This is a genomic window from Nonomuraea maheshkhaliensis (assembly GCF_039529435.1).
In the GTDB taxonomy this organism is placed as follows: domain Bacteria; phylum Actinomycetota; class Actinomycetes; order Streptosporangiales; family Streptosporangiaceae; genus Nonomuraea; species Nonomuraea maheshkhaliensis.
The window spans coordinates 674-24,372 of the sequence record NZ_BAAAMU010000111.1; the positions used below are offsets into that span (position 1 = coordinate 674).

The 23,699-nt window shown below is 71.2% G+C and carries 21 protein-coding genes; 13 read left to right on the forward strand and 8 right to left on the reverse strand.

Annotated elements, in window-relative coordinates:
* From ABFX54_RS43990 to ABFX54_RS44000, 3 genes are all read left to right on the forward strand, one after another.
* Positions 1 to 1,564 (forward strand): AAA family ATPase (locus ABFX54_RS43990; RefSeq protein ID WP_487047329.1); only part of this gene is annotated, 1,564 nt, incomplete at its 5' end.
* A gap of 124 nt (positions 1,565 to 1,688) precedes the next feature.
* The gene (ftsY, locus tag ABFX54_RS43995) at positions 1,689 to 2,861 is read left to right on the forward strand and encodes a signal recognition particle-docking protein FtsY (RefSeq protein WP_346112929.1); all 1,173 of its coding nucleotides are present in this window, start codon (positions 1,689 to 1,691) and stop codon (positions 2,859 to 2,861) included.
* Positions 2,862 to 3,129: 268 nt separating this feature from the next.
* On the forward strand, positions 3,130 to 4,806 hold the full coding sequence (locus ABFX54_RS44000) for a tetratricopeptide repeat protein (protein ID WP_346112931.1): 1,677 nt from the start codon (positions 3,130 to 3,132) through the stop codon (positions 4,804 to 4,806).
* 43 nt (positions 4,807 to 4,849) lie between these two features.
* Here ABFX54_RS44000 and ABFX54_RS44005 read toward each other — a convergent pair whose 3' ends face one another.
* The 3 genes from ABFX54_RS44005 to ABFX54_RS44015 are packed head-to-tail and all read right to left on the reverse strand — an operon-like array spanning position 4,850 to position 7,718.
* The gene (locus ABFX54_RS44005) at positions 4,850 to 5,644 is read right to left on the reverse strand and encodes an ABC transporter ATP-binding protein (protein ID WP_346112932.1); all 795 of its coding nucleotides are present in this window, start codon (positions 5,642 to 5,644) and stop codon (positions 4,850 to 4,852) included.
* Positions 5,641 to 6,684: a FecCD family ABC transporter permease gene (locus tag ABFX54_RS44010; RefSeq protein WP_346112933.1), complete on the reverse strand. Its 1,044-nt coding sequence runs from the start codon at positions 6,682 to 6,684 to the stop codon at positions 5,641 to 5,643. The genes ABFX54_RS44005 and ABFX54_RS44010 overlap by 4 nt, the downstream gene beginning before the upstream one ends.
* A complete protein-coding gene (locus ABFX54_RS44015) occupies positions 6,684 to 7,718 on the reverse strand; it encodes a FecCD family ABC transporter permease (protein ID WP_346112934.1) in 1,035 nt (344 codons plus the stop codon). The genes ABFX54_RS44010 and ABFX54_RS44015 overlap by 1 nt, the downstream gene beginning before the upstream one ends.
* Before the next feature lie 99 nt (positions 7,719 to 7,817).
* Between ABFX54_RS44015 and ABFX54_RS44020 the strand changes: the two genes are divergently transcribed.
* On the forward strand, positions 7,818 to 8,783 hold the full coding sequence (locus ABFX54_RS44020; protein WP_346112935.1) for an ABC transporter substrate-binding protein: 966 nt from the start codon (positions 7,818 to 7,820) through the stop codon (positions 8,781 to 8,783).
* 17 nt (positions 8,784 to 8,800) lie between these two features.
* Here the strand turns inward: ABFX54_RS44020 and ABFX54_RS44025 are convergent, their stop codons facing one another.
* Positions 8,801 to 9,874: a PLP-dependent cysteine synthase family protein gene (locus tag ABFX54_RS44025; RefSeq protein WP_346112936.1), complete on the reverse strand. Its 1,074-nt coding sequence runs from the start codon at positions 9,872 to 9,874 to the stop codon at positions 8,801 to 8,803.
* Positions 9,875 to 10,122: 248 nt separating this feature from the next.
* Between ABFX54_RS44025 and ABFX54_RS44030 the strand changes: the two genes are divergently transcribed.
* Positions 10,123 to 10,713 (forward strand): sigma-70 family RNA polymerase sigma factor, encoded by a 591-nt coding sequence (locus ABFX54_RS44030; protein WP_346112937.1) that lies wholly within the window; start codon positions 10,123 to 10,125, stop codon positions 10,711 to 10,713.
* 16 nt (positions 10,714 to 10,729) lie between these two features.
* Here ABFX54_RS44030 and ABFX54_RS44035 read toward each other — a convergent pair whose 3' ends face one another.
* Together ABFX54_RS44035 and ABFX54_RS44040 are read right to left on the reverse strand one after the other, a co-directional pair.
* A complete protein-coding gene (locus ABFX54_RS44035) occupies positions 10,730 to 11,674 on the reverse strand; it encodes an anti-sigma factor RsbA family regulatory protein (protein ID WP_346112938.1) in 945 nt (314 codons plus the stop codon).
* A 19-nt stretch (positions 11,675 to 11,693) separates the two neighbouring features.
* A complete protein-coding gene (locus ABFX54_RS44040) occupies positions 11,694 to 12,533 on the reverse strand; it encodes an EamA family transporter (protein WP_346112940.1) in 840 nt (279 codons plus the stop codon).
* 91 nt (positions 12,534 to 12,624) lie between these two features.
* On the opposite strand from ABFX54_RS44040, the gene ABFX54_RS44045 reads away from it, so the two are divergent.
* The 4 genes from ABFX54_RS44045 (at position 12,625) to ABFX54_RS44060 (ending at position 15,341) form a co-directional block, all read left to right on the forward strand.
* Positions 12,625 to 13,203, forward strand: coding sequence for a helix-turn-helix domain-containing protein (locus ABFX54_RS44045; RefSeq protein WP_346112941.1), 579 nt, complete (start codon positions 12,625 to 12,627; stop codon positions 13,201 to 13,203).
* 289 nt (positions 13,204 to 13,492) lie between these two features.
* Positions 13,493 to 13,765, forward strand: a complete 273-nt coding sequence (locus ABFX54_RS44050) for a hypothetical protein (RefSeq protein WP_346112943.1) — start codon at positions 13,493 to 13,495, stop codon at positions 13,763 to 13,765.
* Between the two features lie 30 nt (positions 13,766 to 13,795).
* Positions 13,796 to 14,590, forward strand: a complete 795-nt coding sequence (locus ABFX54_RS44055) for a polysaccharide deacetylase family protein (RefSeq protein ID WP_346112944.1) — start codon at positions 13,796 to 13,798, stop codon at positions 14,588 to 14,590.
* A 97-nt stretch (positions 14,591 to 14,687) separates the two neighbouring features.
* The gene (locus ABFX54_RS44060; protein WP_346112945.1) at positions 14,688 to 15,341 is read left to right on the forward strand and encodes a DUF2461 domain-containing protein; all 654 of its coding nucleotides are present in this window, start codon (positions 14,688 to 14,690) and stop codon (positions 15,339 to 15,341) included.
* 127 nt (positions 15,342 to 15,468) lie between these two features.
* On the opposite strand, the gene typA is transcribed toward ABFX54_RS44060, so the two are convergent.
* Complete coding sequence (typA, locus tag ABFX54_RS44065) at positions 15,469 to 17,322, reverse strand: translational GTPase TypA (protein ID WP_346112946.1); 1,854 nt, start codon at positions 17,320 to 17,322, stop codon at positions 15,469 to 15,471.
* A 206-nt stretch (positions 17,323 to 17,528) separates the two neighbouring features.
* Here typA and ABFX54_RS44070 point away from each other — a divergent pair, with 206 nt between their 5' ends.
* From ABFX54_RS44070 to ABFX54_RS44085, 4 genes are all read left to right on the forward strand, one after another.
* Positions 17,529 to 18,251, forward strand: coding sequence for an AMP-binding protein (locus ABFX54_RS44070; RefSeq protein ID WP_346112959.1), 723 nt, complete (start codon positions 17,529 to 17,531; stop codon positions 18,249 to 18,251).
* Between the two features lie 52 nt (positions 18,252 to 18,303).
* Positions 18,304 to 20,727, forward strand: a complete 2,424-nt coding sequence (locus tag ABFX54_RS44075; RefSeq protein WP_346112947.1) for a LuxR C-terminal-related transcriptional regulator — start codon at positions 18,304 to 18,306, stop codon at positions 20,725 to 20,727.
* A gap of 74 nt (positions 20,728 to 20,801) precedes the next feature.
* Positions 20,802 to 21,185 carry an AMP-binding protein gene (locus ABFX54_RS44080; protein WP_346112948.1) on the forward strand — a complete coding sequence of 128 codons (384 nt, stop codon included), beginning with the start codon at positions 20,802 to 20,804 and terminating at the stop codon, positions 21,183 to 21,185.
* 101 nt (positions 21,186 to 21,286) lie between these two features.
* Positions 21,287 to 22,039, forward strand: a complete 753-nt coding sequence (locus ABFX54_RS44085) for an alpha/beta hydrolase (RefSeq protein ID WP_346112949.1) — start codon at positions 21,287 to 21,289, stop codon at positions 22,037 to 22,039.
* A 189-nt stretch (positions 22,040 to 22,228) separates the two neighbouring features.
* Here ABFX54_RS44085 and ABFX54_RS44090 read toward each other — a convergent pair whose 3' ends face one another.
* On the reverse strand, positions 22,229 to 23,662 hold the full coding sequence (locus tag ABFX54_RS44090; protein ID WP_346112950.1) for an aldehyde dehydrogenase: 1,434 nt from the start codon (positions 23,660 to 23,662) through the stop codon (positions 22,229 to 22,231).
* Between the last annotated feature and the right edge of the window lie 37 nt (positions 23,663 to 23,699).

The following is a 23,699-nucleotide window of genomic DNA, read 5'->3' on the forward strand; positions in this document are numbered from 1 at the left end:
GCTGGACGAGGCGGCCGCCGGCGAGCAGGCCGCGCAGACCGCCCTGGAGGCCGCCCAGGCCCACGTCAGCGAGGCCCAGACGGCGCTCACCACCGCCCAGGCCGGCGTGAGCGCCGCCCAGGGCGTGCTCGACCAGGTCAGGGGCCGCCAGCGGGAGGCCGACCAGCGCAACGCGGCGGCGGCCAGGCGGGTGCGGCGGCGCGAGGCGGCCGCCAACGCGGCCCGTGACGAGGCCGGGCGCCTGGCCGGGAGCGTGACGAAGGCGGAGGAGGCCCGCGCCGAGGGCCTGGAGGAGCTGGCCGAGCTGGAGGTCCGGCTGGCCGAGGCCGAATACGCCCAGGAGCTGGAGTCCGAGCCCACCACCGACCTGCGCGACGACCTGGCGAGCGCCTGCGAGGCCGCCAGGCAGCGCGAGATGGACACCCGCCTCCAGGTGCGCACCGCGGAAGAGCGCGTCAAGGGCATCGAAGGCCGCGCGGACGGCCTGCTCGGGGCGGCCAGGCGCGAGCGCGAGGAACGCGCCCAGGCGGCCGCTCAGCGCGCCAGGCGCAGGCGGCAGGCCGCGGTGGCCGAGGCCGTCAGCAAGGGCGCCAGGAGGGTGCTCACGGCCCTCGCGACGTCCGTCCAGCTCGCCTCCGGAGAACGCGACGAGGCCGACCTGGCCAGGGTCGCCGTGGACGCCGAGCTCAAGCAGGTGCGCCTGCGGGTGCGCGAGCTGGGCCAGGAGCTCGACAAACTGGTCAACCGGGTCCACGGCAACGAGATGGCCCGCACCGAGCAGCGGCTGCGGCTGGAGCAGATGGAGCAGCGGGCGCTGGAGGAGTTCGGGGTCGAGGGCGAGGCCCTGATCTCCGAGTACGGCCCCGAGGCCATGGTGCCGGGCGAGCCGCCCGTCCCCTACGTGCGCGAGGAGCAGGAGAAGCGGGCCAAGGCGGCCGAGCGGCAGATGAACCAGCTCGGCAAGGTCAACCCGCTCGCCCTGGAGGAGTTCGCGGCCCTGGAGGAGCGGCACGCGTTCCTCAACTCCCAGCTCGAAGACCTCAAGAAGACCAGGCGCGACCTGATGACCGTGGTCAAGGAGGTCGACGACCGGGTGGAGCAGATGTTCTCCTCGGCGTACGAGGACGTGGCGCGCGAGTTCGAGCAGATCTTCGGCCGGGTCTTCCCCGGCGGTGACGGCAGGCTGGTGCTCACCGAGCCGGGCGACATGCTGACCACGGGCATCGAGGTCGAGGCCAGGCCGCCGGGCAAGAAGGTCAAGCGGCTGTCGCTGCTGTCGGGCGGCGAGCGGTCGCTGACGGCGGTGGCGTTCCTGATCTCGATCTTCAAGGCGCGGCCGTCGCCGTTCTACGTGATGGACGAGGTCGAGGCGGCCCTCGACGACACCAACACGCAGCGCCTGCTGATGTTGTTCGAGGAGTTGCGGCAGAGCTCGCAGCTCATCGTGATCACCCACAACAAGCGCACGATGGAGATCGCCGACGCGCTCTACGGCGTGTCGATGCGCGGCGACGGCGTGACCCAGGTGGTCAGCCAGCGACTCAGGGAACGCGAGTCGGCGTGACGCGGATGGGCGGCCGGCGGCTCAGGAGACACGAGTCCGTCTGACCGGACAGGTCGGCCGACATGAGGCGGGTCGTGACCCTGCTGGTCCATTCCGGGCGGTCGATCTGGAAAACTGACATCTTGTGGATGGTTACCTGGGCGTCATCGTGATCGTGGCCGTCGTCGCCCTGCTGGCGGTCGGCGGTCTCCTCCTGCTCTTCAGGCCAGGGCGTAAGACGCCTCCGCCGGTCGTGCCGCCCGAGGCTCCGACGCTTCCCGAGGAGAAGCGGCCCGCGGCGGCGGACGACGAGGCCGAGGGCGCGACCACCACGCTTCCGCCGCCGGTCAAGCCCGCCGAGCCGGTCGTCGACGGGCCTGAGGTCGAGGTCCCGCCGCCGTCCGCCGGCCGGATGGTGCGGCTGCGCGAGCGGCTCGCCCGCTCGCAGAGCGCGCTCGGGCGCGGGCTGCTGGAGCTGCTGTCCCGCGACCGGCTCGACGACGACGTGTGGGACGAGATCGAGGAACGGCTGATCACGGCCGACGTGGGCGTCGCGCCGACCCGCGCCATCGTGGAGGAGTTGCGCACCAAGGTCAAGGTGCTGGGCAGCCGCACCCCCGAGGAGGTGCGCGGCCTGCTGCGCGAGCAACTGCTCGCCCAGATCGACCCCGGCCTCGACCGTACCCTGCACGTCCAGAAGCACGGCGAGCGGCCCGCGGTCGTCCTCGTCGTCGGGGTCAACGGCACCGGCAAGACCACGACCACGGGCAAGCTGGCCCGCTCGCTGGTCGGCGACGGCAAGAAGGTCGTGCTCGGCGCGGCCGACACCTTCCGCGCCGCCGCCGCCGACCAGCTCCAGACCTGGGGCCAGCGGGTCGGAGCCGACACCGTGCGCGGCCCCGAGGGCGGCGACCCCGCCTCCGTGGCGTTCGACGCGGTGGCCAAGGGCATGGAGGAGAAGGTCGACGTGGTCATCGTCGACACCGCGGGCCGCCTGCACACCAAGACCGGCCTGATGGACGAGCTGGGCAAGGTCAAGCGGGTCATCGAGAAGAAGGCCACGGTCGACGAGGTGCTGCTGGTCCTCGACGCCACCACGGGCCAGAACGGCATGCGCCAGGCCCAGGTGTTCGCCGAGGTGGTCAACATCACCGGCATCGCGCTGACCAAGCTCGACGGCACCGCCAAGGGCGGCATCGTGATCTCGGTGCAGCGGGAGCTGGGCGTGCCGGTCAAGCTCGCGGGGCTGGGCGAGGGGCCCGACGACCTGGCGCCGTTCGATCCCGGGGTGTTCGTGGACGCCATTCTCGGTGAGTGACTAACGGCCCTCCCGTAATCGGTCACGGATCCGGCCTTACCAGATAAGTGTTGATCGACCACTTTTTGATGTGTTGACATGTATCGGTCATCAAAAGATCGTTCGGTCCCATTGTTGGTGAAAGGCCCACCATGAAGAAGATCGTCGTTCATCGGCCAGGAACTGTGAAGCCGGCCGCCTCGGCCGCGCCGCGGCACAGCTCCTGACCCACCCGGCCGGCGTCCCCGACAGGGACGTCGGCCACGCCGGACGACGGAAGAGGGACGGCGTGGACACGATCTTCCTTGACGCGGACCGCCGGATCGGCGGCCCCTACACGCTCGGTGCGGCGCTCCTGGCCCACCTGGTCCCGCCCGCACTCGAACGACGTCCCGATCTGGTCGCCGCGCACGACATCGAGATCAGGACCGCCGCGCCCGCGCTGCGCGAGCTCGTACCGGCCCGCAGGCGCTCGCTGGCCGGCGACCTGCCCAGGGGGCAGCGGGTGCTCGTTCCCGGCGCTCGGCGCAGCCTGCGGATCGCCAACGGGCTGGCCGAGTTCGTCCGCGACCACCTGGCCGGCGCCGGCCCGCTGACCGTGAGGGCCGTCAACCTCGGCGAGGCCGACCACACCGACCGCGAGCTGGTGACCGTGCTGCGGCGGCGGGTCGAGCCCGGCCTGCTGACGATCGAGGAGGGGCCGTCGGCGCCCGGTGCCGGGCCGCTGCGGGCCGACTTCGACCGCTACCGCGACGAGGGCTTCCACCACGCCATGGCGGAGGCGGGGCTGGCGGTGCTGCGCGGGCTGGCGTACGAGGACGATCCCGAACGCTGGCAGCTCCTCCTCCAGCGGGTCGCCGCGTCCCTGGAGGCGATCGAGCGCGAGGAGGAGGCCCGCGAGCTCTACGACCGGGCCAGGCGGGTGAGCACCGACCCCAAGCACCGCGCCACGATCGCGTACGGCACCGCCATGATCCTCGTCCGCCACCACGACCACGCCCGTCGCGACCCCGAGCAGGCCCTGGCCTGGATCAACGAGGCCGTCACCATCACCTCCCTGCTGCCCGACGCCCGCGAGCGGGCCTTCCACCTCGGGTTCGACCTCAACGGCAAGGCCCTGGTCGAGGTGCGCAGGGGCCGCCCCGGCGCCGCCATGGAGCTGGTGCGCCAGGCCATCGAGCTGGCCGAGACCGACCTGCCGGACGAGCACCCGGTCCACCGGCTCGTGCTGTACGGAAACAGGGCCCAACTCCTGGCCATGGCCGGGCGGCCGGAGGCGGCGCTGGCCGACTACGACCGCGCCATCGCGCTCGACCCCGGCTATCCCGACTACTACCTCGACCGCGGCAACCTGCTGCACGAGCTGGGCAGGGAGGAGGCGGCGCTGGCCGACTACGAGGCGGTGACGCGGCTGAGCCCGCCCTTCCCCGAGGCGTACTACAACCGCTCCGAGGTGCGCTACGCCCGTGGCGACCTGGCGGGCGCCCGCGCCGACCTGGATCACACGCTGGAGCTGGACCCGGAGTTCGCCCCGGCCTACGTCAACCGCTGCGGGCTGCACGTGGCCGCCGGCGACTACGCGCGGGCGCGCGGGGACGTGGAGCGCGGCCTGGCGCTCACGCCGGGCGATCCGTACTTGCTGTGTGTGCTCGGGCAGGTGGAGCTGGCCGAAAACCACTACCCGGAGTCACGCATGGCCTTCGATCTGGCCCTGGAGGCCGATCCCGAGCTGCTGCCCGCCTGGGCGGGCCGGGCGGAGCTGGCCTTCGAGCGCGGCGACCACGAGGCGGCGCTGGCCGACCTGACGCGGGCGCTGAAGCTGGAGGAGACGGCGGAGCTGCTGTTCAACCGGGCGCTGGTGCACCGGGCGGCCGGGCAGGCCGGTCAGGCCAGGCAGGACCTGCTCAGGGCCGCCGAACTGGCCCCCGACGACGCGGACGTCACCCGGGCGTTGCACGAGACGTGAGCCCGCCGTCAGGTGCGTCGGGGCGGGGGTGGGAGAACGGGCGTCAGGGGGCGGGGTGGGAGAGCGGGCGGATGGGGACCACGAGCGGCGTGCCCGCCACCGGATCGGCGATGATCTTGGCGTCCAGCTCGAACACCTCCCGCAGCAGGTCCTCGGTCAGCACCTCGTGCGGCGTGCCCGAGGCGATCACCCGGCCGGCCCGCATGGCCACCAGGCGGTCGGCGTAGCGGGCGGCCAGGTTGAGATCGTGCAGCACCATGACGACGGTGCGGCCCGCCTCCTCGTGCAGGTGCCGGACCAGCTCCAGCACCTCCACCTGGTGCGCCAGGTCGAGGAACGTGGTGGGCTCGTCGAGCAGCAGCAGGTCCGTGCCCTGCGCCAGGGCCATGGAGATCCACGCCCGCTGCCGCTGCCCGCCCGACAGCTCCTCCAGCGGCCGTTCGGCCAGGTCGGCCAGGCCCGTCATGTCCAGCGCCGCCGCGACCGCGCCCTCGTCGTCGGAGGACCACTGCCGGTACCACGCCTGGTGCGGATGCCGGCCCCTGGCCACCAGATCGGCGACCGTGAGCCCCTCCGGCGCGGTGGGGGCCTGGGGCAGCACACCGAGGATCTTGGCCACCTCGCGGGTGGGGATCCTATCGATGCGCTTGCCGTCCAGCAGCACCTCGCCGCCCTGGGGCTTGAGCAGCCGGCCGAGGGCGCGCAGCAGCGTGGACTTGCCGCAGCCGTTCGGGCCGATAATGGTGGTCACCGTGCCCGCCTCGATGCCGAGGTCGAGGCCGTCCACGATGAGGCGGTCGCCGTACCCGAGCTTGACCCCGGCGGCCTGCAGTCTCACTTTCGCGACCTCCAGATCAGGTGGATCAGGTACGGCGCGCCCAGCACGGCCGTGACGATGCCGACGGGCAGCTCGATGGGGGAGAAGACGGTCCTGGCGATCAGGTCGGCGGCGGTGGTGAGCACGCCGCCGACGACCGCCGAGCAGAGCAGCGGCGGCCGGCCCGAGCGGGCGAGCCGCAGCGCGATCTGCGGCGAGGCCAGCGCCACGAACGCGATCGGCCCCGCCGACGCCGTGGCCACGGCCGCCAGCAGCACCGCGGCCAGGATCATCAGGGCGCGGGCCGGATTCATCCGGACGCCGAGCGCGGTGACCGTGTCGTCGCCGAAGCGCAGGGCGTCGAGCGAACGGGTGCCGAGCAGGGTCAGCGGCACCAGGACGACCAGGGCCACCGCCGTCGGCGTCACGTGCTCCCAGCCCCTGCCGTTCAGCGAGCCGCTGATCCAGACCATGGCGCGGCTGGTGTCGTTGACGTCGCCGACGGTCAGCAGCCAGAACTTGACGTTGGTGAAGACGGCGGCGACGCCGATGCCGACCAGCACCAGGCGGTAGCCGTCCAGGCCGCGCCGCCAGGCCAGGCCGTACACGACCGCCGCGCCGAGCAGGCCGCCCAGCAGGGCGAGCGCGGGGATGCCGAGGGTGGACAGCAGGCCGCTGACGCCGCCGTACGCGCTGCCGCCGGCCACCACGCCGGCCACCACCGTGACCGAGGCGCCGGTGGTCACGCCGAGGATCTCGGGGCTGGCCAGGGGGTTGCGCGCGATCGACTGGATGATCGCGCCCGACAGCGCCAGCGCGGCTCCGACCAGGGCGCCGGTGAGCGCGCGGGGCAGCCGCAGCTCCATGATGACGAAGTGCGCAGGGCTGGAGGAGTCGAACGTGCCCGTGACGACGTCCGCGAGCGTCATCGGGAGCTCGCCGATGCGCATGTTCAAGGCCATGAGCAGGGCGAGCAGGACGACGCCGGTCAGGGTGAGGACGACGCCGCGCGGCCGTACCTGCCAGGACAGGCCGCCGACGCGCAGGGGGAGGGTGGTCATCACAGCCGCACGGGCTTCCTGCGGCGGACCAGGGCGACGAAGAACGGCGCGCCGAGCAGCGCGAGCACCACGCCAACCTCCAGCTCTCCCGGCGGCGCCACCACGCGGCCGATCACGTCGGCGACCAGCAGCAGCGCCGCGCCGATCAGTCCCGAGTACGGCAGCAGCCACCGATGGTCGGTGCCCGACAGCGGCCGGGCCAGGTGCGGCACGATGAGCCCGACGAACGCCAGCGACCCGCAGGCGGCGACCGCCGCGCCCGACAGCAGGGTGACGGCGGTGACGCCGACGGTGCGGGTCATGGCGATGTTCTGGCCGAGGCTTCTGGCCACGTCCTCGCCCAGGGAGAGCGCGTTGAGCCCGGGGGCGTTCACCATCGCCAGCACCAGGCCGGCCAGGATGAACGGCAGCACCTGCCACACCACGTCGCCGCCCCTGGCCGCGATCGAGCCCGCCTGCCAGAAGCGGAACACGTCCATCGCCTGCTCGTCGAGGAGCACGATGGCCGAGGTCAGGGCGTACAGCAGGGCGCTGACGGCGGTGCCGGCCAGGGCCAGCGTGACCGGGGTCGGCCCGCCCCCGCCGCCGACCATGCCCAGCGCGAACACCGCCACACTGGCCACCAGCGCGCCCGCCAGGCCGAACCAGATGTAGACCAGCAGGCTCGACGCGCCGAACAGGATGATCGACGACACCATCGCGAACGCCGCTCCCTGTGTGACGCCGAGCAGGCCGGGGTCGGCCAGCGGGTTGCGGGTGTGACCCTGCATGAGCGCGCCCGCCACGCCCAGCGCGAGCCCGGCGAGCACGCCGAGCACGGTCCTGGGGACGCGCAGCGAGCGGATGACGATGTCGTTCTCGGTGCCGGTCGGGGTGGTGAGCGCGTGCCAGGCGTCGGCGAGCGGCACGGACTTGGAGCCGATCGTGATGCTCAGCACCACCGCGACGGAGACGGAGGCGAGCAGGACCAGCAGGACCGTGAGCCGGCGGGTGCGGAGGCCATGGAGACGCGGGGCGACGGCTGTTGCGCTCACCCGGCTCCTCCTCGACGTTCGTGATTCCGCTGAAGTATGCCAGGTTAGGCTAAGGCTTACCTAATTTAGGTTTGCCTTACTTTGAAGAAGAGGTACGTCATGAGACCGTCGCGCGTGCTCGCCGTGGCGCTGCTGATCGCGAGTCTGGCCGCCTGCGGCTCACCGGAGCCGGCCGCCACCCCCCGCACTGGTGCGGCCCCCTTCAGGACGGTTGAGCACGCGATGGGCGAGACGGTCATCCCGGCCCGGCCGCGGCGAGTGGTGGCGCTCGACCAGAGCTTCGTGGACGCCGTGCTGACGCTGGAGACGCCGGTGGTGGGGTACACGACGTACCGCTCGATCGACTCGACGCTGCCCGCCTACCTCGGGACGGTCGCCGAGCGGTACGGCAAGGAGGCGACCCCGGTCGGCACCCTGGAGGAGCCGAGCCTGGAGAAGGTCATCGCGCTCAAGCCCGACCTGATCGTCTCGGCCAAGGTGCGGCACGAGGCGCTGTACGACAAGCTCGCCAAGATCGCGCCGACCGTGTTCAGCGAGACCACGGGGGCGATCTGGAAGGACAACCTGCGCCTGATGGGCCGCGCTCTGGGCAAGGAGGAGCCGGCCGAGACCCGGATCAAGGAGTACGAGCAACGCGCGCGGACCATCGGGGCCGCGATCAAGGTGAAGGAGGGCGACCTGCCGACGATCTCCATCGTGCGCTTCGCCGGCGAGCCCACGACCCGGCTGTACGTGGAGAGCTCCTACTCGGGCGTGGTCATGAAGGACGTCGGGTTCTCGCGTCCCGATGGCCAGCCGGGCAAGCAGGGCGCCATCGCGGTCGACGTGAGCCAGGAGCGGATCGCCGACCTGGACGCCGAGCACATCTTCGTGGCCACCTACCCGGACCCGTCGAGCGACGGGCCGAAGGAGAAGTTCACCGCCAACCCCCTGTGGGGCAAGCTCAAGGGGGCCAAGCACGAGGTGGGCGACCTGACGTGGATGAGCGCCGTGGGCATCCAGGGCGCGCACGCGATCCTGGACGACGTGGCCGAGCTCTTCGCCGTGGACCCGGCCAGGCCCTGACCTCCCTGGGCGCGGGGCTAGCCGGTCAGGAACGCGCGCAGCTCGGCCAGGTGGGGCGCCACATCGAGGCCGTTGGCGGCCAGCCAGCGGGGATCGCCGTACGTGCCCTTGTACCGGTCGCCGCTGTCGCACACCAGCGTCACGATGCTGCCCTGCTCGCCCGCCGCGCGCATCTCCTCGACGAGCTCCACGCAGGCGGCCAGGTTGGTGCCGGTCGAGCCCCCGACGTCGAGGCCGGTCACCTCGCGGGCCCAGTGCATGGCCGCGATCGAGCGGGCGTCCGGCACGGCGATCATACGGTCGATCACCATGGGCTGGAACGAGGGCTCCACACGGGGCCGGCCGATGCCCTCGATGCGCGAGCCGGGAGCGGTGACCTCGCTGTCGCCCGAGGTCCAGCTCGGATAGAAGGCCGAGCCCTCCGGATCGACGACGGCCAGGCGGGTGGCGTGGCGGCGGTAGCGGATGTAGCGGCCTATGGTGGAGGAGGTGCCGCCGGTGCCGGCGCCGACCACGATCCAGGCCGGCTCGGGATGCGGCTCCATGGACATCTGGGAATAGATGGATTCGGCGATGTTGTTGTTGCCGCGCCAGTCGGTGGCCCGCTCCGCGTAGGTGAACTGGTCCATGAAGTGGCCGCCGGTCTCGGTGGCCAGGCGGTGAGATTCGTCATAGATGGTGCCGGGATCGTCCACCAGATGACACTTGCCGCCGTAGAACTCGATGAGGTGGATCTTCTCCGGTGACGTGGACGCCGGCATGACCGCGATGAAGGGCAGGCCGAGCAGGCGGGCGAAGTACGCCTCGCTCACCGCGGTCGATCCGCTGGACGCCTCGACCACCGTCGTGGCGGGGCCGATCCAGCCGTTGGCCAGGCCGTACAGGAACAGGGACCGGGCGAGTCGATGTTTGAGTGAACCGGTTGGGTGCACCGATTCGTCTTTCAAGTAGAGGTTTACTCCCCAATGCGAGGGAAGCGGAAAGACGTGCAGATGAGTGTCGCAACTTCGATTGGCGTCGGCCTCGACCTTGCGGATGGCCTCAGCCACCCAGCGGCGTGCACCAGCGTCGTGGCGGTCCACGGAAATCATGCTCATACGCTATCCCATGTGACTCTCGCCACTCTTACTGCAAGATTGGATAGGTAGTGTTATGATAAAGATACTTGTCCCGCCGTGGACGTGATGAAGCACGCCGCGAGCAGTAGGACGAAACCCCTCTCTGATCACCGCGGAACCTCCCTAACGCGTCCCTTACCTGGGTCTTGCGATGATGGAACCGCTATCAGGCGGCTTGTGCCGAAACGGGGGATAGCGCAAGGGGGAATGAATTGATCACCATGACCGATGAGCAGCGTCAAGACTGGTTCGAGCGCGATGTCGTGCCCGTGACGTCGCAGCTTTTCGCCTCCGCCATGCGCCTGACCCGTAACACCGCTGACGCGGAGGACCTGGTGCAGGAGACGGTGGCGAAGGCGTACACGTCGTACCACCAGTTCCGCGAGGGCACCAACCTCAAGGCGTGGCTGCACCGCATCCTGACCAACAACTTCATCAACGACTACCGCAAGAAGCAGCGCTCGCCCAAGCTGTCCGCCGCCGAGGACATCGAGGACTGGCAGCTGCACGCCGCCGAGTCGCACAGCTCGTCGGGGCTGCGCTCCGCCGAGACCGAGGCGCTCGACCGGCTCCCCGACAACGTCGTGATGAACGCCCTGCGCTCCCTGCCCGAGGACTTCCGCGTGGCCGTCTACCTGGCCGACGTGGAGGGGTTCGCGTACAAGGAGATCGCCGAGCGCATGGGCACGCCCATCGGCACCGTGATGTCGCGGCTGCACCGGGGCCGCCGCCAGCTTCGGGCGATGCTGGAGGAGTACGCCCGCGAGGAAGGCGCCCTGCGCATTCCCGTGCAGGCCCAGCACGCCGCCTAGACCGATCGTCCCGCCTTCATGACTCCATCCGGAGATGGAGGCGGACGCGTAACCCGTCGTCCTCCGTGCGCAGCTCCACGAGGTCGCAGAGCTGCCTGCTGATCCAGAGCCCGTATCCCCGTGGGGATTCGGGCTCCGGTGGTATGTAGCCGGGTAAGGGGTCGTCCAGGGAGCCGCCGGGGTCGATGATCTCGCAGACCAGTTCCCCTTCGGCCGGCCACATCGCGATCGTGCCGTAGCCGGCTCCGTGCTCGACGCTGTTGGCGGCGATCTCGGACACGCTGATCACCAGCGAGGTGATCAGGTTGCCGTCCATTCCGGCCGCCCTGGCGTAGTCGCCGACGCGTTGGCGCAGCCGTTTCAGCTCCCGCGCGGTGAACCTGATCGTCTCGGCCGGGCTCCCCGGCGCGGGCAGGGGGACGCGGTCGTGGTCGAGGACCAGGTCGTGCGGCTGGACGAACCGGGTGCTGGTCACCTCTCCGTCCGTGCCGAGCAGCGCCGGATGGTTGATCGCGCTGAAGTCGCGTACCTCGTCGGGCACGTGGCGCAGGTCGTACAGGCAGAGCATGGTCGCGGCGGCCGGGCGGAGCGCGGCGTTGAGCACGGACTCGTAGCGGATCAGCTCCCGGATCTCGCGCTCGCTCCTGCCGCTCCACACGGGCTCGCCGACCAGGAGGGTGCGCCGTCCGCGCGTGTACTCGTGGTAGGCGGCCAGCGTCCGGTACGGGTGGTCGTACCAGGAGGTGGAGACCCGGCTGTCGATGCGGCCCGCGTCCTGGCCCAGGGCCTCGGCCAGCAGGGACAGCTTGGCCGTGCAGGTGACGACCAGCACGCGTGTGCCGTCGTCCAGGGCGGCGCGGACGCGCGGCGCGATCAGGTCCAGAAAGGACTCATCGGAGTCGTACGGCACCGCGACGTGCTTCAACGACTCCGCATCGAAACGTGCCCGCTCACGGCGCACGGGCGAAACGTAGCAAGCGCTAGAGGGGCTGCGCAACGGCTATGAGCGCCACCGAGGCCAGTGCGCATAGGACGCCGCCCAGTTGCACGGGCCGCAGCCGCTCACCGAGCACCCGGTTGGCCAGCAGCAGCGTGCTCGCCGGATAGAGCGAGACCAGCACGGCGACCAGGCTGAGCAGGCCGTCCTGCTGGGCCAGCAGGTAGAGCACGTTGGCCGCCATGTCGAGCACGCCCGCGGCCGCGATGATGTGCAGCGACCCCGGGCCCGGCCTGAGCGCGCGTCTCGTGAGCAGCGCCAGCAGGGCCACCGTGGTGACCGACGACAGACGGGCGCCGACCAGCGGCCAGAGCCCCGACTCGTGCGGCGCCATGGACAGCAGGATGAAGAACCCGCCGAACCCCGCGCCCGCGGCCAGCGCCACCAGCACCGAGGTGAGCGAGCCGCGCCCGCCGCCGGACTTGTCCTGGCTCACCAGCAGCACCGAGCCCAGCGCCAGCGCCACGCCCACCAGCGCCCACGCGTGCGGGCGCTCGCCGGCGGCCAGCCCGAACACCACCGGCAGCGCGGCCGAGGTCACCGCCGTCGTGGGCGCCACCACCGACATGACGCCCGTGGCCAGCGCCCGGTAGAAGAGCACCAGCCCGGCCGCGCCCGACAGGCCCGCCGCGAGGCCCCAGGCCAGGGCAGGGTCGCTGTAGGCGCCGGGCAGCAGCGGCAGCAGGCCGAGGATCAGCGCCAGGCCGGCGAGCTGGGAGATCGTGACCACCGACAGCACTTGCGCGCGGCGGGTGGCCAGGCCGCCGAAGAAGTCGGCGGTGCCGTACACGATCGCGCAGGCCGTGGCCAGGATCACTGTCACCGGGCGCTCCCTTCAGTTCAATGTGTTGCACTGTTGGTACAACAGACAGAGTACAGTCCTTTGTACCTTTCCTTCACTACACTGAACGCCCATGGAAGATCCGGAGATGATCACCCAGGCCATCGCCAGCAACGTGCGCGCCCAGCGCGCGCACCGCGGGCTGACCCTCGACGCGCTGGCCGCCAGGTCGGGAGTGAGCAGGGGCATGCTGGTCCAGGTGGAGCAGGGCCGGACGAACCCGAGCGTCACCACCCTCACCCGGATCGCCTCCGCGCTCGGCGTCACCGTGGCCAGGCTGGTCGAGGTCGCCGACGTGCCGGTCGTGCGGGTGGTGGACAAGGCGGACGTGGTCACGTTCGACCAGGGAGACGTACGCGCGCGGCTGCTGGTGGGCGCGGACGTGCCGATGATCCTCGAACTGTGGGACTGGCGGCTCGCGCCCGGCGAGCACCACGACGGCGACGCGCATCCGCCCGGCACCCGCGAGATGCTGACCGTGCTGGCGGGGGAGCTGACGCTCACGGTCTACGGCAAGAGTCACGTGATCGGCGAGGACGACGCCGCGCTCTTCACCGCCGACCGGCCCCACGTCTACGCGAACAGGGGCGAGAAGGAGCTCAGGTTCGTGATGGTCGTCGCCGAGCCGCGGGAGCCGCACGACCCGTCCTGAGACTCGTGCCCCGCTCCGAGCCGCACGAGTCCGCGTGAGACGCGTGCCCGGCCTGAACCGGCCCGCTTGGGCCGGCGCCACGCCGTGCATTCGCCCCTGACCAAATATCGCGAACGGCCCCCTGATCACCCGGTGGAGTTTCATGATTACTCCATGTCTTGGACGGCTGATGCCCGTTGCTGGGTACATCCCTTGTGTGCGGCGGGTCGCTCCGGCGGTCGTCCGCGGATGTCGCGACGTCGGCAGGGGGTGGCGTGTGAGTGAGGCCCGAGCGGCGACGGAGAAGCTCATGGCCGAGCTTCATGGTCTGGGCGTCACCTGCGCGTACGAAGTGGGCGACGACGAGACCATCTCGGTATGGATCGGCCTGGTCGTGCGTTACAGGGATGGTTTTTACCGCTGGCAGGAAGGGCCGGTGAAACGTCGGCATCTGGGCACAGATCCGGTCGGATGTGCCATGCGCGTGGCGCGCCGCTACCAGGAATTGCAGACGGATATCCCAATCTGGTGGGACGACCTGGCCAGGGAGCTGCGGGGGGCACCGGTCCAGGATTATCCGTAGGCCCCCGCGTGCGGTGTCTCGGGGGGAAGCATGCGCGTATGGGCCTTGCCGCTGGCCCTGCTCGCCCTGGTGAGCTGTGTCACCTTGTCGGTGCCGCGCCTGCAGGAGCAGTACGTGGTGCCGGTCGTGCCGTTGACGCGGGCCGTCGTCGATCCCGACTCGCTGGCCAAGAGGCTGATCTCGATGCAGGCCGGCTGGCCGCGCAGCCGCAGGTTCGACTGCGCCCGGCTCAAGTGCGTGGCCCTGACCTTCGACGACGGCCCCGGCGAGCACACCGGCCGGCTGCTCGACATGCTGAGCACGCGTGACGTCAAGGCCACCTTCTTCGTCATCGGGCAGATGGTGGCCGCCGACAAGGGCGGCCACACCGTCCGGCGCATCGTGGGCGACGGCCACGAGATCGGCAACCACTCCTGGAGCCATCCGGCGCTCTCCGAATTGCCGCACGAGGCGGTCAAACGCGAGCTCAAGTACACCGAGGACATCGTGCAGCGGCTCACGGGGGTGCGGATGCGGGTGATGCGGCCACCGTACGGGGCGACGGACGAGGCCGTGGCGGCCGAGACCCGCCGCGAAGGACTGGCGCAGATCCTGTGGAGCGTCGACACCCTCGACTGGCGCGACCGCAAGAGCGCGACCGTGGCCAAGCGCGCCAGCCAGGCCAAACCGGGATCGATCGTGCTGCTGCACGACATCCACCGCACGACGGTGGACGCCGTGCCGGAGATGCTCGACCGGCTCGGCAGGAAGGGCTACACGTTCGTCACCGTCTCCGAGCTGTACGGCAGGACGCCCGCGCCCGGGCGCAAGTACACCGAACGCTGACCGGGGTCGCCGCCGGGCCGCTGGGGCGCCGGGGCGCGAGCACGCCGGACGCCGACCGGGTCGCCGGGCCGCCCGCGTCTCGTGGGACCCTGGTGACATGGGTTTCACCGGCTTCCCCGACGAGGCGTTCATCTTCTACGAGGGGCTTGAGGCGGACAATTCGAAGACGTACTTCGCGCGGCACAAGGAGCTCTACGAGGAGGCCGTGCGGGCGCCCATGCTGGCGCTCACCGACGAGCTGGCGGCGGAGTTCGGCACGGCCCAGCTCTTCCGGCCGTACCGCGACGTGCGCTTCGCCAAGGACAAGTCGCCGTACAAGACGCATCAGGGAGCGTTCGTCGGCCTGATGCCCGGCATCGGGCTCTACGTGGAGCTCAGCGCGGCCGGGCTGCTGGCGGCGGGCGGCATCTACTCGACCGCCTCCGACCAGGTGGCCCGCTTCCGCGCCGCCGTGGACGAGGACCTGACGGGCAAGCCGCTGGAGTCGATCACGGCCGCGCTGGCGGCCGAGGGCTACGAGCTGCGCGGCGAACGGCTGAAGACCAGGCCGAGAGGATTCGAGGAGGACCATCCTCGCATCGACCTGCTGCGGCACAAGTCGCTCTACGCGGCCAAGCGGTTCGAGCCGCGCGAGTGGGTGCACACGGCGCGGGCCCGGGACCGGGTGGAGCGGACCTGGCGCGCGTCGGGGCCGCTGGTGGAGTGGCTGTGCGCGAACGTACGCGGCAGCGAACTTCCCCGCCGCCGCTGACCCGCCGCACGTAGAGCAGGCGATCCCGCCGCACGCCGGGATCGCCGGCGGCCGGACCGAGGCGCGTACATGGACGAAGGCCGCGCCCCGCCCGCTTCAAGCGGACGGAACGCGGCCTTCGAGGGAGTCAGTTTCCGCGCTTGGCGCGGGCGGCGGCGCGACCCCGCACCGAGGCGTCGAGGACGACCTTGCGGATGCGCACGTGCTCGGGCGTGATCTCCACGCACTCGTCCTCGCGGATGAACTCGAGCGCCTGCTCCAGCGACAGGGTGCGCGGCGGGATCACCTTCTCCGTCTCCTCGCTGGTGGAGGAGCGCATGTTGGTGAGCTTCTTCTCCTTGGTGATGTTCACGTCCATGTCGTCGGACCGGGAGTTCTCCCCGACGATCATGCCTTCGTAGACCTCGGTCGTCGGCGAGACGAACAGCGTGCCGCGCTCCTGGAGGTTGAGCATGGCGAACGCGGTCACCGGGCCGGACCTGTCGGCCACCAGCGAGCCGTTGTTACGGGTGCGCAGCTCGCCGAACCACGGCTCGTAGGAGTCGAAGACGTGGTGCACCAGGCCGGTGCCGCGGGTCTCGGTGAGGAACTCGGTGCGGAAGCCGATCAGCCCCCGGGCCGGCACCACGAACTCCATCCGGATCCAGCCGGTGCCGTGGTTGGTCATGTGTTCCATCCGGCCCTTGCGCACCGCCAGCAGCTGCGTGACCGCGCCCAGGTATTCCTCGGGGCAGTCGACCGTCAGCCGCTCGACCGGCTCGTGCACCTTGCCGTCGATGGTCTTGGTGACCACCTGCGGCTTGCCGACGGTCAGCTCGTAGCCCTCGCGGCGCATCTGCTCGACCAGGATGGCCAGCGCCAGCTCGCCGCGGCCCTGCACCTCCCAGGCGTCGGGCCGGTCGGTGGGCAGCACGCGCAGCGAGACGTTGCCGACGAGCTCCTTCTCGAGGCGGTCCTTCACCATGCGGGCGGTCACCTTCGAGCCCTTGACCTTGCCCACCAGGGGCGAGGTGTTGGTGCCGATGGTCATGGAGATGGCCGGCTCGTCGACCGTGATCAGCGGCAGCGGGCGCGGGTCCTCGGGGTCGGCCAGCGTCTCGCCGATCATGATCTCGGGGATGCCGGCGATGGCGATGATGTCGCCGGGACCGGCCTCCTCGGCCGGCTTGCGCTCCAGCGCCTCGGTCATGAGCAGCTCGGTGATCTTGACGCGCTGGATCGAGCCGTCGGTGCGGCACCAGGCCACCTGCTGGCCCTTGCGCATGACGCCCTGGTGGATCCGGCACAGCGCGATGCGGCCGAGGTAGGAGGAGGCGTCGAGGTTGGTGACATGGGCCTGCAGCGGCGCGCTCGGGTCGTAGGTGGGCGCCGGGATCGTCGACTTGATGATGTCGAACAGCGGCTCAAGGTCTTCCGAGTCGGGCATGCCGCCGTCGTCGGGGCGCGCCATGGAGGCCCGGCCCGCCTTGGCGGAGGCGTAGACGATCGGGAAGTCGATCTGCTCCTCCGTGGCGTCGAGGTCCATGAACAGCTCGTAGACCTCGTCCACGACCTCCTTGATGCGGGCGTCGGGGCGGTCGACCTTGTTGATGCACAGGATGACCGGCATCTTGGCGGCCAGGGCCTTGCGCAGCACGAACCGGGTCTGCGGCAGCGGCCCCTCGGAGGCGTCGACCAGCAGCACGACGCCGTCGACCATGGACAGGCCGCGCTCGACCTCGCCGCCGAAGTCGGCGTGGCCGGGGGTGTCGATGATGTTGATGGTCATGCCGCCGTGCTTGACGGCGGTGTTCTTCGCGAGAATGGTGATGCCCTTCTCGCGCTCCAGGTCGTTGGAGTCCATGACCCGGTCGTCGACGTCCTGATTGGCGCGGAACGCCCCGGACTGCCAGAGCATGGCGTCGACGAGCGTGGTCTTGCCATGGTCGACGTGCGCGATGATCGCGATGTTCCGCAGGTCGTCGCGGCTGTTCAAAGGCATGATGACGTCTCGCTCTGTATTCGGTGGGGGCGGCCGCGCGAAGTCGCGACCCTCTAAGTCTAGTTGATCCCCTCTGATGGCAGGAGCGGGACAGGGGGCCCGCCCGCGCCAGTTCATGGCGGCTACATAGCCGGTTGCACATTCTTGCGCATGGCACGGGCGGCCGGGCTCTTTACATTGAGCGCATGACCTGGACTGAGCTGGTTATGTCCGCTGCTCCGACGCAGGGTGATCAGCCGGCGGTGAGCGACGTGAGGACCGGCGACGTGCTGTCCTACGCGGCCTTCGCCAGACGGGTCACCCGCGCCGCGGCGGGCCTGCGCGCGCTCGGCCTGCGTTACGGCGAGCGGGTGCTGGTCGACCTCCCCCAGGGCACTCACCTTCCCGTGGCGGTGCACGCCGTGGCCTGGGCCGGCGGCACCGCGGTGCTCTCGGCCTCGGGGACGTCCCGCTTCATGATCGCCCACGAGGGCCACGACCCCACAGCGGCCAAGGTGGACCAGGTCTTCTCGTTCCTGCCCGCGCCGGGCGCGAGGCCCTTCGGCGAGCTGCTGTCCAGCGGCACCGTCGAGTTCGGCCCGCTCGCCGGGCCCGCGCTCACGCTCGACGGCGAGCGGCTGCTCGACAACGCCGAGCTGACGACCGACCTGCGCAGGCTGGCCACCCGGCTGGTGATCGCCAAGGACGACGTCGTGATCAGCGCGGTGAGCGAGCCGTTCCGCGGGCTGCGGGTGATCGATTTAGCCATGATGTCCGGAGCCCACGTCGTGGTCGCCCACGGGCCGAGCCTGGTCGGCTGCCGCGTGCTGGCCCAGGAACGCCGGGCGACCGTGGTCGTGGCGCCGTACGACCTGGCCAGAAGGCTGCTCGGAAACCCACTTCTGCGCGTCGTCGACGAAAGGGCGGTCGTGAGCTCGCTTGGCCTGTGAAAAGTGCGACACTGTGGAAGAGCGTGATCCTTCCGCGACGCAGGGTGAGCACATGCCAGATACCCCCCGGCACAACCTTCCGGCGGAGCCCAACCGCTTCGTCGGCCGCGAGCGTGACCTTGACGACCTGCACGACCTGGTCGGCGACACGCGGGTGGTCACGTTGTGCGGCGTCGGCGGCATCGGCAAGACCCGGCTGGCGCTGCGGGTCGCCGCCCGGCTCGTGCCCGCCTACCCCGGCGGCGTGTGGCTGGTCGAGCTGGCCAGGTTCGGCCGGGGTGAGCTGGTCGAGCAGGAGATCGCGCGTGTGCTCGGCGTGCGCGAGGAGGCCGGCCGGCCGCTGCTCGACACGGTGACGACGCGGCTGCGCGACCAGCGCTGCCTGCTGCTGCTCGACAACTGCGAGCACCTGGTCGACAGATGCGCGGAGGTGGTCGCGGCGCTCGTGGCGGGCTGCCCGGGGCTGCGCGTGCTGGCCACCAGCCGAGAGCCGCTGCGCATCGCCAGCGAGCTGATCTGGCGGGTGCCGCCGCTCGACCTGCCCGGCGAGGGCGCCGCCGACGCCGAGTCCGTGCAGCTGTTCATGGACCGCGCCACGGCCGCCGGCACCAGGCTCGACGCCGTCAGCCTGCCCGACGTGGTGCGCCTGTGCCGGGCGCTCGACGGGCTGCCGCTGGCGCTTGAGCTCGCCGCGGCCCGCACCAGCCTGCTCAGTCCCGGCCAGATCGCCGACCGCATCGACGACCGGTTCTCGCTGCTCACCACCGGCGGGCGCACCGCCCCCGCCCGCCAGCGCACGCTGCTCGGGGCCGTGGAGTGGAGCTACGACCTGCTCTGCGCCAAGGAGCAGGTGCTGCTGCGCCGCCTGTCGGTGTTCGCCGGTGACTTCGACCTCGTCCTGGCCGAGCAGGTCTGCGCCGAGCGGCCCATCGCCGCGAGCGAGATCGTCGACCTGCTCGGCGGCCTGGTCGACAAGTCGCTCGTGCTGTGCGACGAGGGCCGCAGGCGCTACCGGCTGCTGGAGACCATCAAGCGCTACGCGCTGGAGCGCCTGCGCCAGGCCGGCGAGCGGGAGGTCCTGCGCGAGCGGCACCTCCACGTGCTCTGCGCGCTGCAGGAACGCCACTTCGCGAACGAGGTGGTCGAGCCGGGCGTGCCCTGGCCGCGCAGGTCCGAGGCGCTGATGGCCAGCCGCGAGCTGATCGACGACCAGCGGGTGGCGCTCGAATGGGCGGCCGAGTCCGGCAACGTGCTGCTGGGCCTGCGCCTCTGCCAGACCAGCACGGGGCTGCTGCCGCTCGGCGGCAACCTCAGGGAGATCGTCGGCTGGATCGAGCGGTTGCTGTCGCTCGACACGACCGGCGTGCCCGCCGAGCAGGTCGCCCACGCCATGGCCTACCTCGCCTACGGCCTGGAGGCGAAGGACGAGCTGAGCCGGTCGCTGGAGACGGCCACGTGGAGCCTGGCCGAGATGGCGCCCGACGACGACTTCCCGCGCTGCGTCATGCACAACCTCGTCGTCGTGGTGCTGCTGCGCATGGGCCGTTGCGAGGAGGCGGCGCACCACGCGGAGGCGGGCCTGGCCGGCGCCGCCCGCTCCGGCGACCTGTGGAACCAGGCGGCGAGCCTGGCCGGGCTGTCGGCGGTGGCGCTGATCCGCGGCCGGCTGCGCGAGGCGCAGCGGCACGGGGAGGAGGCGCTGGCGCGGGCCGGCGAGCACGGCCACCGCTGGCTGATGGCCAGGACCGCGGTCCAGCTCGGCGCGGTGGCCGAGGCCAGGGGCGACCTGGCCACGGCCAAGACCCAGTACGAGACGGCCGTGCCGTGGCTGAGCGAGCTCGGCAGCGACCTCGAACTGTCCCGCTGCCTGGCCAGGATCGGCCGGGTCGCGGCGATGCTGCACGAGTTCGGCACCGCGCGCGAGCGGCTGGCGGCCGGCACGGAGATCGCGCGGGCGACGGGGCAGCGGCAGGCCGTGCCCCGCTGCCTGGTGGGGCTGTCGGTGCTGGCCGAGTGCGAGGGCGACCTGGCCGGCGCGGTGCTGGCCGCCGCCGCGGCGGCCGGGCTGCGCGAGTCGATCGGGCAACACTCCGCCACGACCAGGTTCGAAGAGCTGCTCGGGCGGGCCAGGACCAAGCTGGGCGACGGCCGTACGACCTCGTTGTGGTCGCGCGGGCGGGCCATGTGCCCCGACGTCGCCGCCCGCCGGGTGCTGGCGGGCGAGCGGCTGCCGCCGAAGGCGGCGAAGGCGCCGGTGACGGCCGAGCCGGTCAAGCACTCGGTGCTGACCGCCCGCGAAAGCGAGATCGCCGGCCTGCTCACCCGGGGCCTGTCGAACCGGGGCATCGCCGGTGAGCTGGTGATCAGCCCCGCGACGGTCGCGCGGCACATCGCCAACATCATGGAGAAGCTCGGCTACACCTCCCGGGCGCAGATCGCGGTGTGGGCGGCCGAGCGTTCGAACGGCTCCGGGTAGGCGCGCGCTTCTGCATAGGGATCTGCATATTCCGCCCCATGTGTGCCAGAGATGCCCTCTTTACGGTGGGCCCCATGGATCAGCGCATCGTGATGGTGGACTCGGGCACCGGCCTGAAGCTCACCGAGGAGCAGCTGGACGAGAGGTCCGCGGTCGCGGCCGTCCGGCTGCGGCACAAGGGAGTGCGCGCTGGAGACACCGTGCTCATCTGCCTGCCCGTCGGCCCCGACCTGCTGGTGGCGACCCACGCGGTGATCGCGGCCGACGGCGTCGCCTGGCCCCTGCCGGTCGACCTCGACCAGGCCACGCTGCGGGACCGCATCCAGGAGAGCGCGGCCCGGGTGATGATCTCCAACGTCCAGCGGGCGCTCGACGCGGCCGAGGAGTCGCGGGTACGGATCGTGATGAGCGTCGCGGACCTGAGCGGCGCCTCGCCCTCGTGGCCGACCGGCTGCTGACCACGACCGGGACGTCCGGCGCGGGAGGGCCACGACCGGGCGGGCCCGGCGCGGGGTGTCCGGGCGCCTGGTGAGCGGGGGGCGAGCCTAAGCTCGATCCCATGCCTTTCGCGCCCAGCTTCCCCGTCATGCTCAGAACCGAGGACGGGGTCCGCATCGACGCCGCGCACACCCCGTCCGCCCGTACGGACGTCGGCATCGTCGTGGCGCACGGTTTCACCGGTTCGTGGCGGGATCGCACGGCGCGCCGCATCGTGCACGTGCTGAGCGGCTACGGCGGCGTGGTCGCGTTCGACTTCAGGGGCCACGGGCGCTCCGGAGGCGAGACCACGGTGGGCGACCTGGAGATCCTCGACGTGGAGGCCGCGGTCAGGCACGCCCGCGTGATCGGCTACTCCAGGATCGCCGTGGTGGGCTTCTCCATGGGGGCCTCGGTGGCCGTGCGGCACGCGGGGCTGCGCGGCGGGGTGGACGCGGTGGTGGCGGTGAGCGGCCCGGCCCGCTGGTACTACCGGGGCACCAAGCCCATGCGCCAGGTGCACTGGGCGATCGAGCGGCCGCTGGGCCGGTGGGCGGCGCGGGTGGCCAAGCGCACGCGGATCGCCCGCGGCCGGTGGGACCCGATCCCGATGCCGCCGTACGAGGCCGCCGGGCTCGTCTCGCCGACGCCGCTGCTGATCGTGCACGGCGACGCCGACGCGTTCTTTCCGCTGGATCACCCTCAGCAGCTGTACGCCGGCGCGAAGGAGCCGAAGGAGCTCTGGATCGAGCCCGGATACGGTCACGCGGAGGCCGCGGCCACCCCCGAACTCATCCGCAAAATCGGCAAATGGATCTCTTCGAACTTTTCCTGAGCAATAAACGTCTACCTAGGGCGTAAGTCCCTGGGGAAAGAAAACCGTCGATGCGGTGGACGTGGGACATACTGCTGTAGTCGGGCGGTTGCCCAGCGTCGCGGGGGCGCGCTGGGTGCCCATCCCGCGTGAAGGGCCCCGCAGGGGATGCGGGGCCCTTTCTCACCTTCGCTCAGGGGCTCGTGCGGCTCAGCCCAGGCGGGCGATCGTCTTGTACTCCAGGTAGCTGTTCAGCCCCTCGGGTCCCAGCTCGCGCCCGACGCCGCTGGCCTTGTAGCCGCCGAAGGGCGCGTTGGTCTCCAGCATGAAGCAGTTCACCCCGTACGTCCCGGTACGGACCTGCCTGGCCACGTCCATGCCGTGCTCGGTGTCGGTCGTCCACACCGTTCCGGCCAGGCCGTAGTCGCTGTCGTTGGCGATGCGTACGGCGTCCGCCTCGTCCTCGTACGGGATCACCGCCAGCACGGGCCCGAAGATCTCCTCGCGGGCGATGCGCATGTCGTTGGAGACCCCGGCGAAGACGGTGGGGGAGACGTACCAGCCGCGGTCGTAAGGCCGGTCGAGGCCGCCCACGACGACCTTGGCGCCCTCGTCCATGCCGATCTTGATGTAGCCCTCGACCCGGTCCTGCTGCCGCTTGGCCACCAGCGGCCCGATGCCGGTCGCCGGGTCGGCGGGGTCGCCGACGGCCTGGCCGTTCACCATGCCGGCGACGGCGTCCACGACCTCGTCGTAGCGGTTGCGCGAGGCCAGGATGCGGGTCTGCGCGACGCACGCCTGCCCGTTGTTCATCAGGGAGGCCATGGTCAGGAAGCCCATGCTGGCGGGCAGGTCGGCGTCGTCCAGGATGATCGCGGCGGACTTGCCGCCCAGCTCCAGGCTGACCCGCTTGAGCTGCTCGCCGCAGACGGCGGCGATGCGCCGGCCGGCGGCCGTCGAGCCGGTGAAGGCGACCTTGTCCACGCCGGGGTGGGAGACGAGGTGCTCGCCCACCTCGCGGCCCGCGACCACGATGTTGAGCACGCCCGCCGGGATGCCGGCCTCGGCCGCCCACTCGGCCAGCAGGTACGCGTCCAGCGGCGTCTCAGGCGCCGGCTTGAGCACGATGGCGCAGCCGGCCAGCAGCGCGGGGGCGACCTTGGTCATGGTCACGAACTGGGGCACGTTCCACGGCACCACGGCCGCCACCACGCCGACGGGCTCCCTGCGCACGGTGATCGGCCCGAACAGGCCCGGCCGCTGCTCCTCCTGCTCGAATGTCGTGCCCAGCTCGGCGTAGTACTGCAGCATGCCGAGCGGCTGCGGCGCCTGCGCGAGGTTGGAGAAGGAGATCGGCGAGCCCATCTCCTCGGTGATGAGCTGGGCCATCTCGCCCTGGCGCTCGTTGTAGATCGCGGCCAGCCTGCCGATGACCTCGGCCCGCTCGGCGAAGGTCATCCGCGGCCATGGCCCGTGGTCGAACGCCTGCCTGGCGGCGGCGACCGCGCGGTCCATGTCCTCGGTGGTGCCTTCAGGCACGCTGCCCACGACCTCTTCGGTGTGGGGGGAGATGACCTCAATCGTTCCGGTGCCCGCAGGGGCCACCCATTCGCCCCCGATGAACAGCTTGTCGTGCCGGCGCATGTCGTGGAGCCTCTCACTTGACCAAATGCTTGCTTGG

What these genes read in the sequence shown, in the direction of transcription:
- ABFX54_RS44070 (WP_346112959.1), top strand. Translation starts at nt 17,529, where the DNA reads ATGTCCGCTGCTCCGACGCAGGGTGATCAGCCGGCGGTGAGCGACGTG.
- typA (WP_346112946.1), bottom strand. Translation starts at nt 17,322, where the DNA reads ATGCCTTTGAACAGCCGCGACGACCTGCGGAACATCGCGATCATCGCG.
- ABFX54_RS44090 (WP_346112950.1), bottom strand. Translation starts at nt 23,662, where the DNA reads ATGCGCCGGCACGACAAGCTGTTCATCGGGGGCGAATGGGTGGCCCCT.
- ABFX54_RS44025 (WP_346112936.1), bottom strand. Translation starts at nt 9,874, where the DNA reads ATGATTTCCGTGGACCGCCACGACGCTGGTGCACGCCGCTGGGTGGCT.
- ABFX54_RS44080 (WP_346112948.1), top strand. Translation starts at nt 20,802, where the DNA reads ATGGATCAGCGCATCGTGATGGTGGACTCGGGCACCGGCCTGAAGCTC.
- ABFX54_RS44045 (WP_346112941.1), top strand. Translation starts at nt 12,625, where the DNA reads ATGGAAGATCCGGAGATGATCACCCAGGCCATCGCCAGCAACGTGCGC.
- ABFX54_RS44085 (WP_346112949.1), top strand. Translation starts at nt 21,287, where the DNA reads ATGCCTTTCGCGCCCAGCTTCCCCGTCATGCTCAGAACCGAGGACGGG.
- ABFX54_RS44075 (WP_346112947.1), top strand. Translation starts at nt 18,304, where the DNA reads ATGCCAGATACCCCCCGGCACAACCTTCCGGCGGAGCCCAACCGCTTC.
- ABFX54_RS44020 (WP_346112935.1), top strand. Translation starts at nt 7,818, where the DNA reads ATGAGACCGTCGCGCGTGCTCGCCGTGGCGCTGCTGATCGCGAGTCTG.
- ABFX54_RS44050 (WP_346112943.1), top strand. Translation starts at nt 13,493, where the DNA reads ATGGCCGAGCTTCATGGTCTGGGCGTCACCTGCGCGTACGAAGTGGGC.
- ABFX54_RS44055 (WP_346112944.1), top strand. Translation starts at nt 13,796, where the DNA reads ATGCGCGTATGGGCCTTGCCGCTGGCCCTGCTCGCCCTGGTGAGCTGT.
- ABFX54_RS44010 (WP_346112933.1), bottom strand. Translation starts at nt 6,684, where the DNA reads ATGACCACCCTCCCCCTGCGCGTCGGCGGCCTGTCCTGGCAGGTACGG.
- ABFX54_RS44030 (WP_346112937.1), top strand. Translation starts at nt 10,123, where the DNA reads ATGACCGATGAGCAGCGTCAAGACTGGTTCGAGCGCGATGTCGTGCCC.
- ABFX54_RS44060 (WP_346112945.1), top strand. Translation starts at nt 14,688, where the DNA reads ATGGGTTTCACCGGCTTCCCCGACGAGGCGTTCATCTTCTACGAGGGG.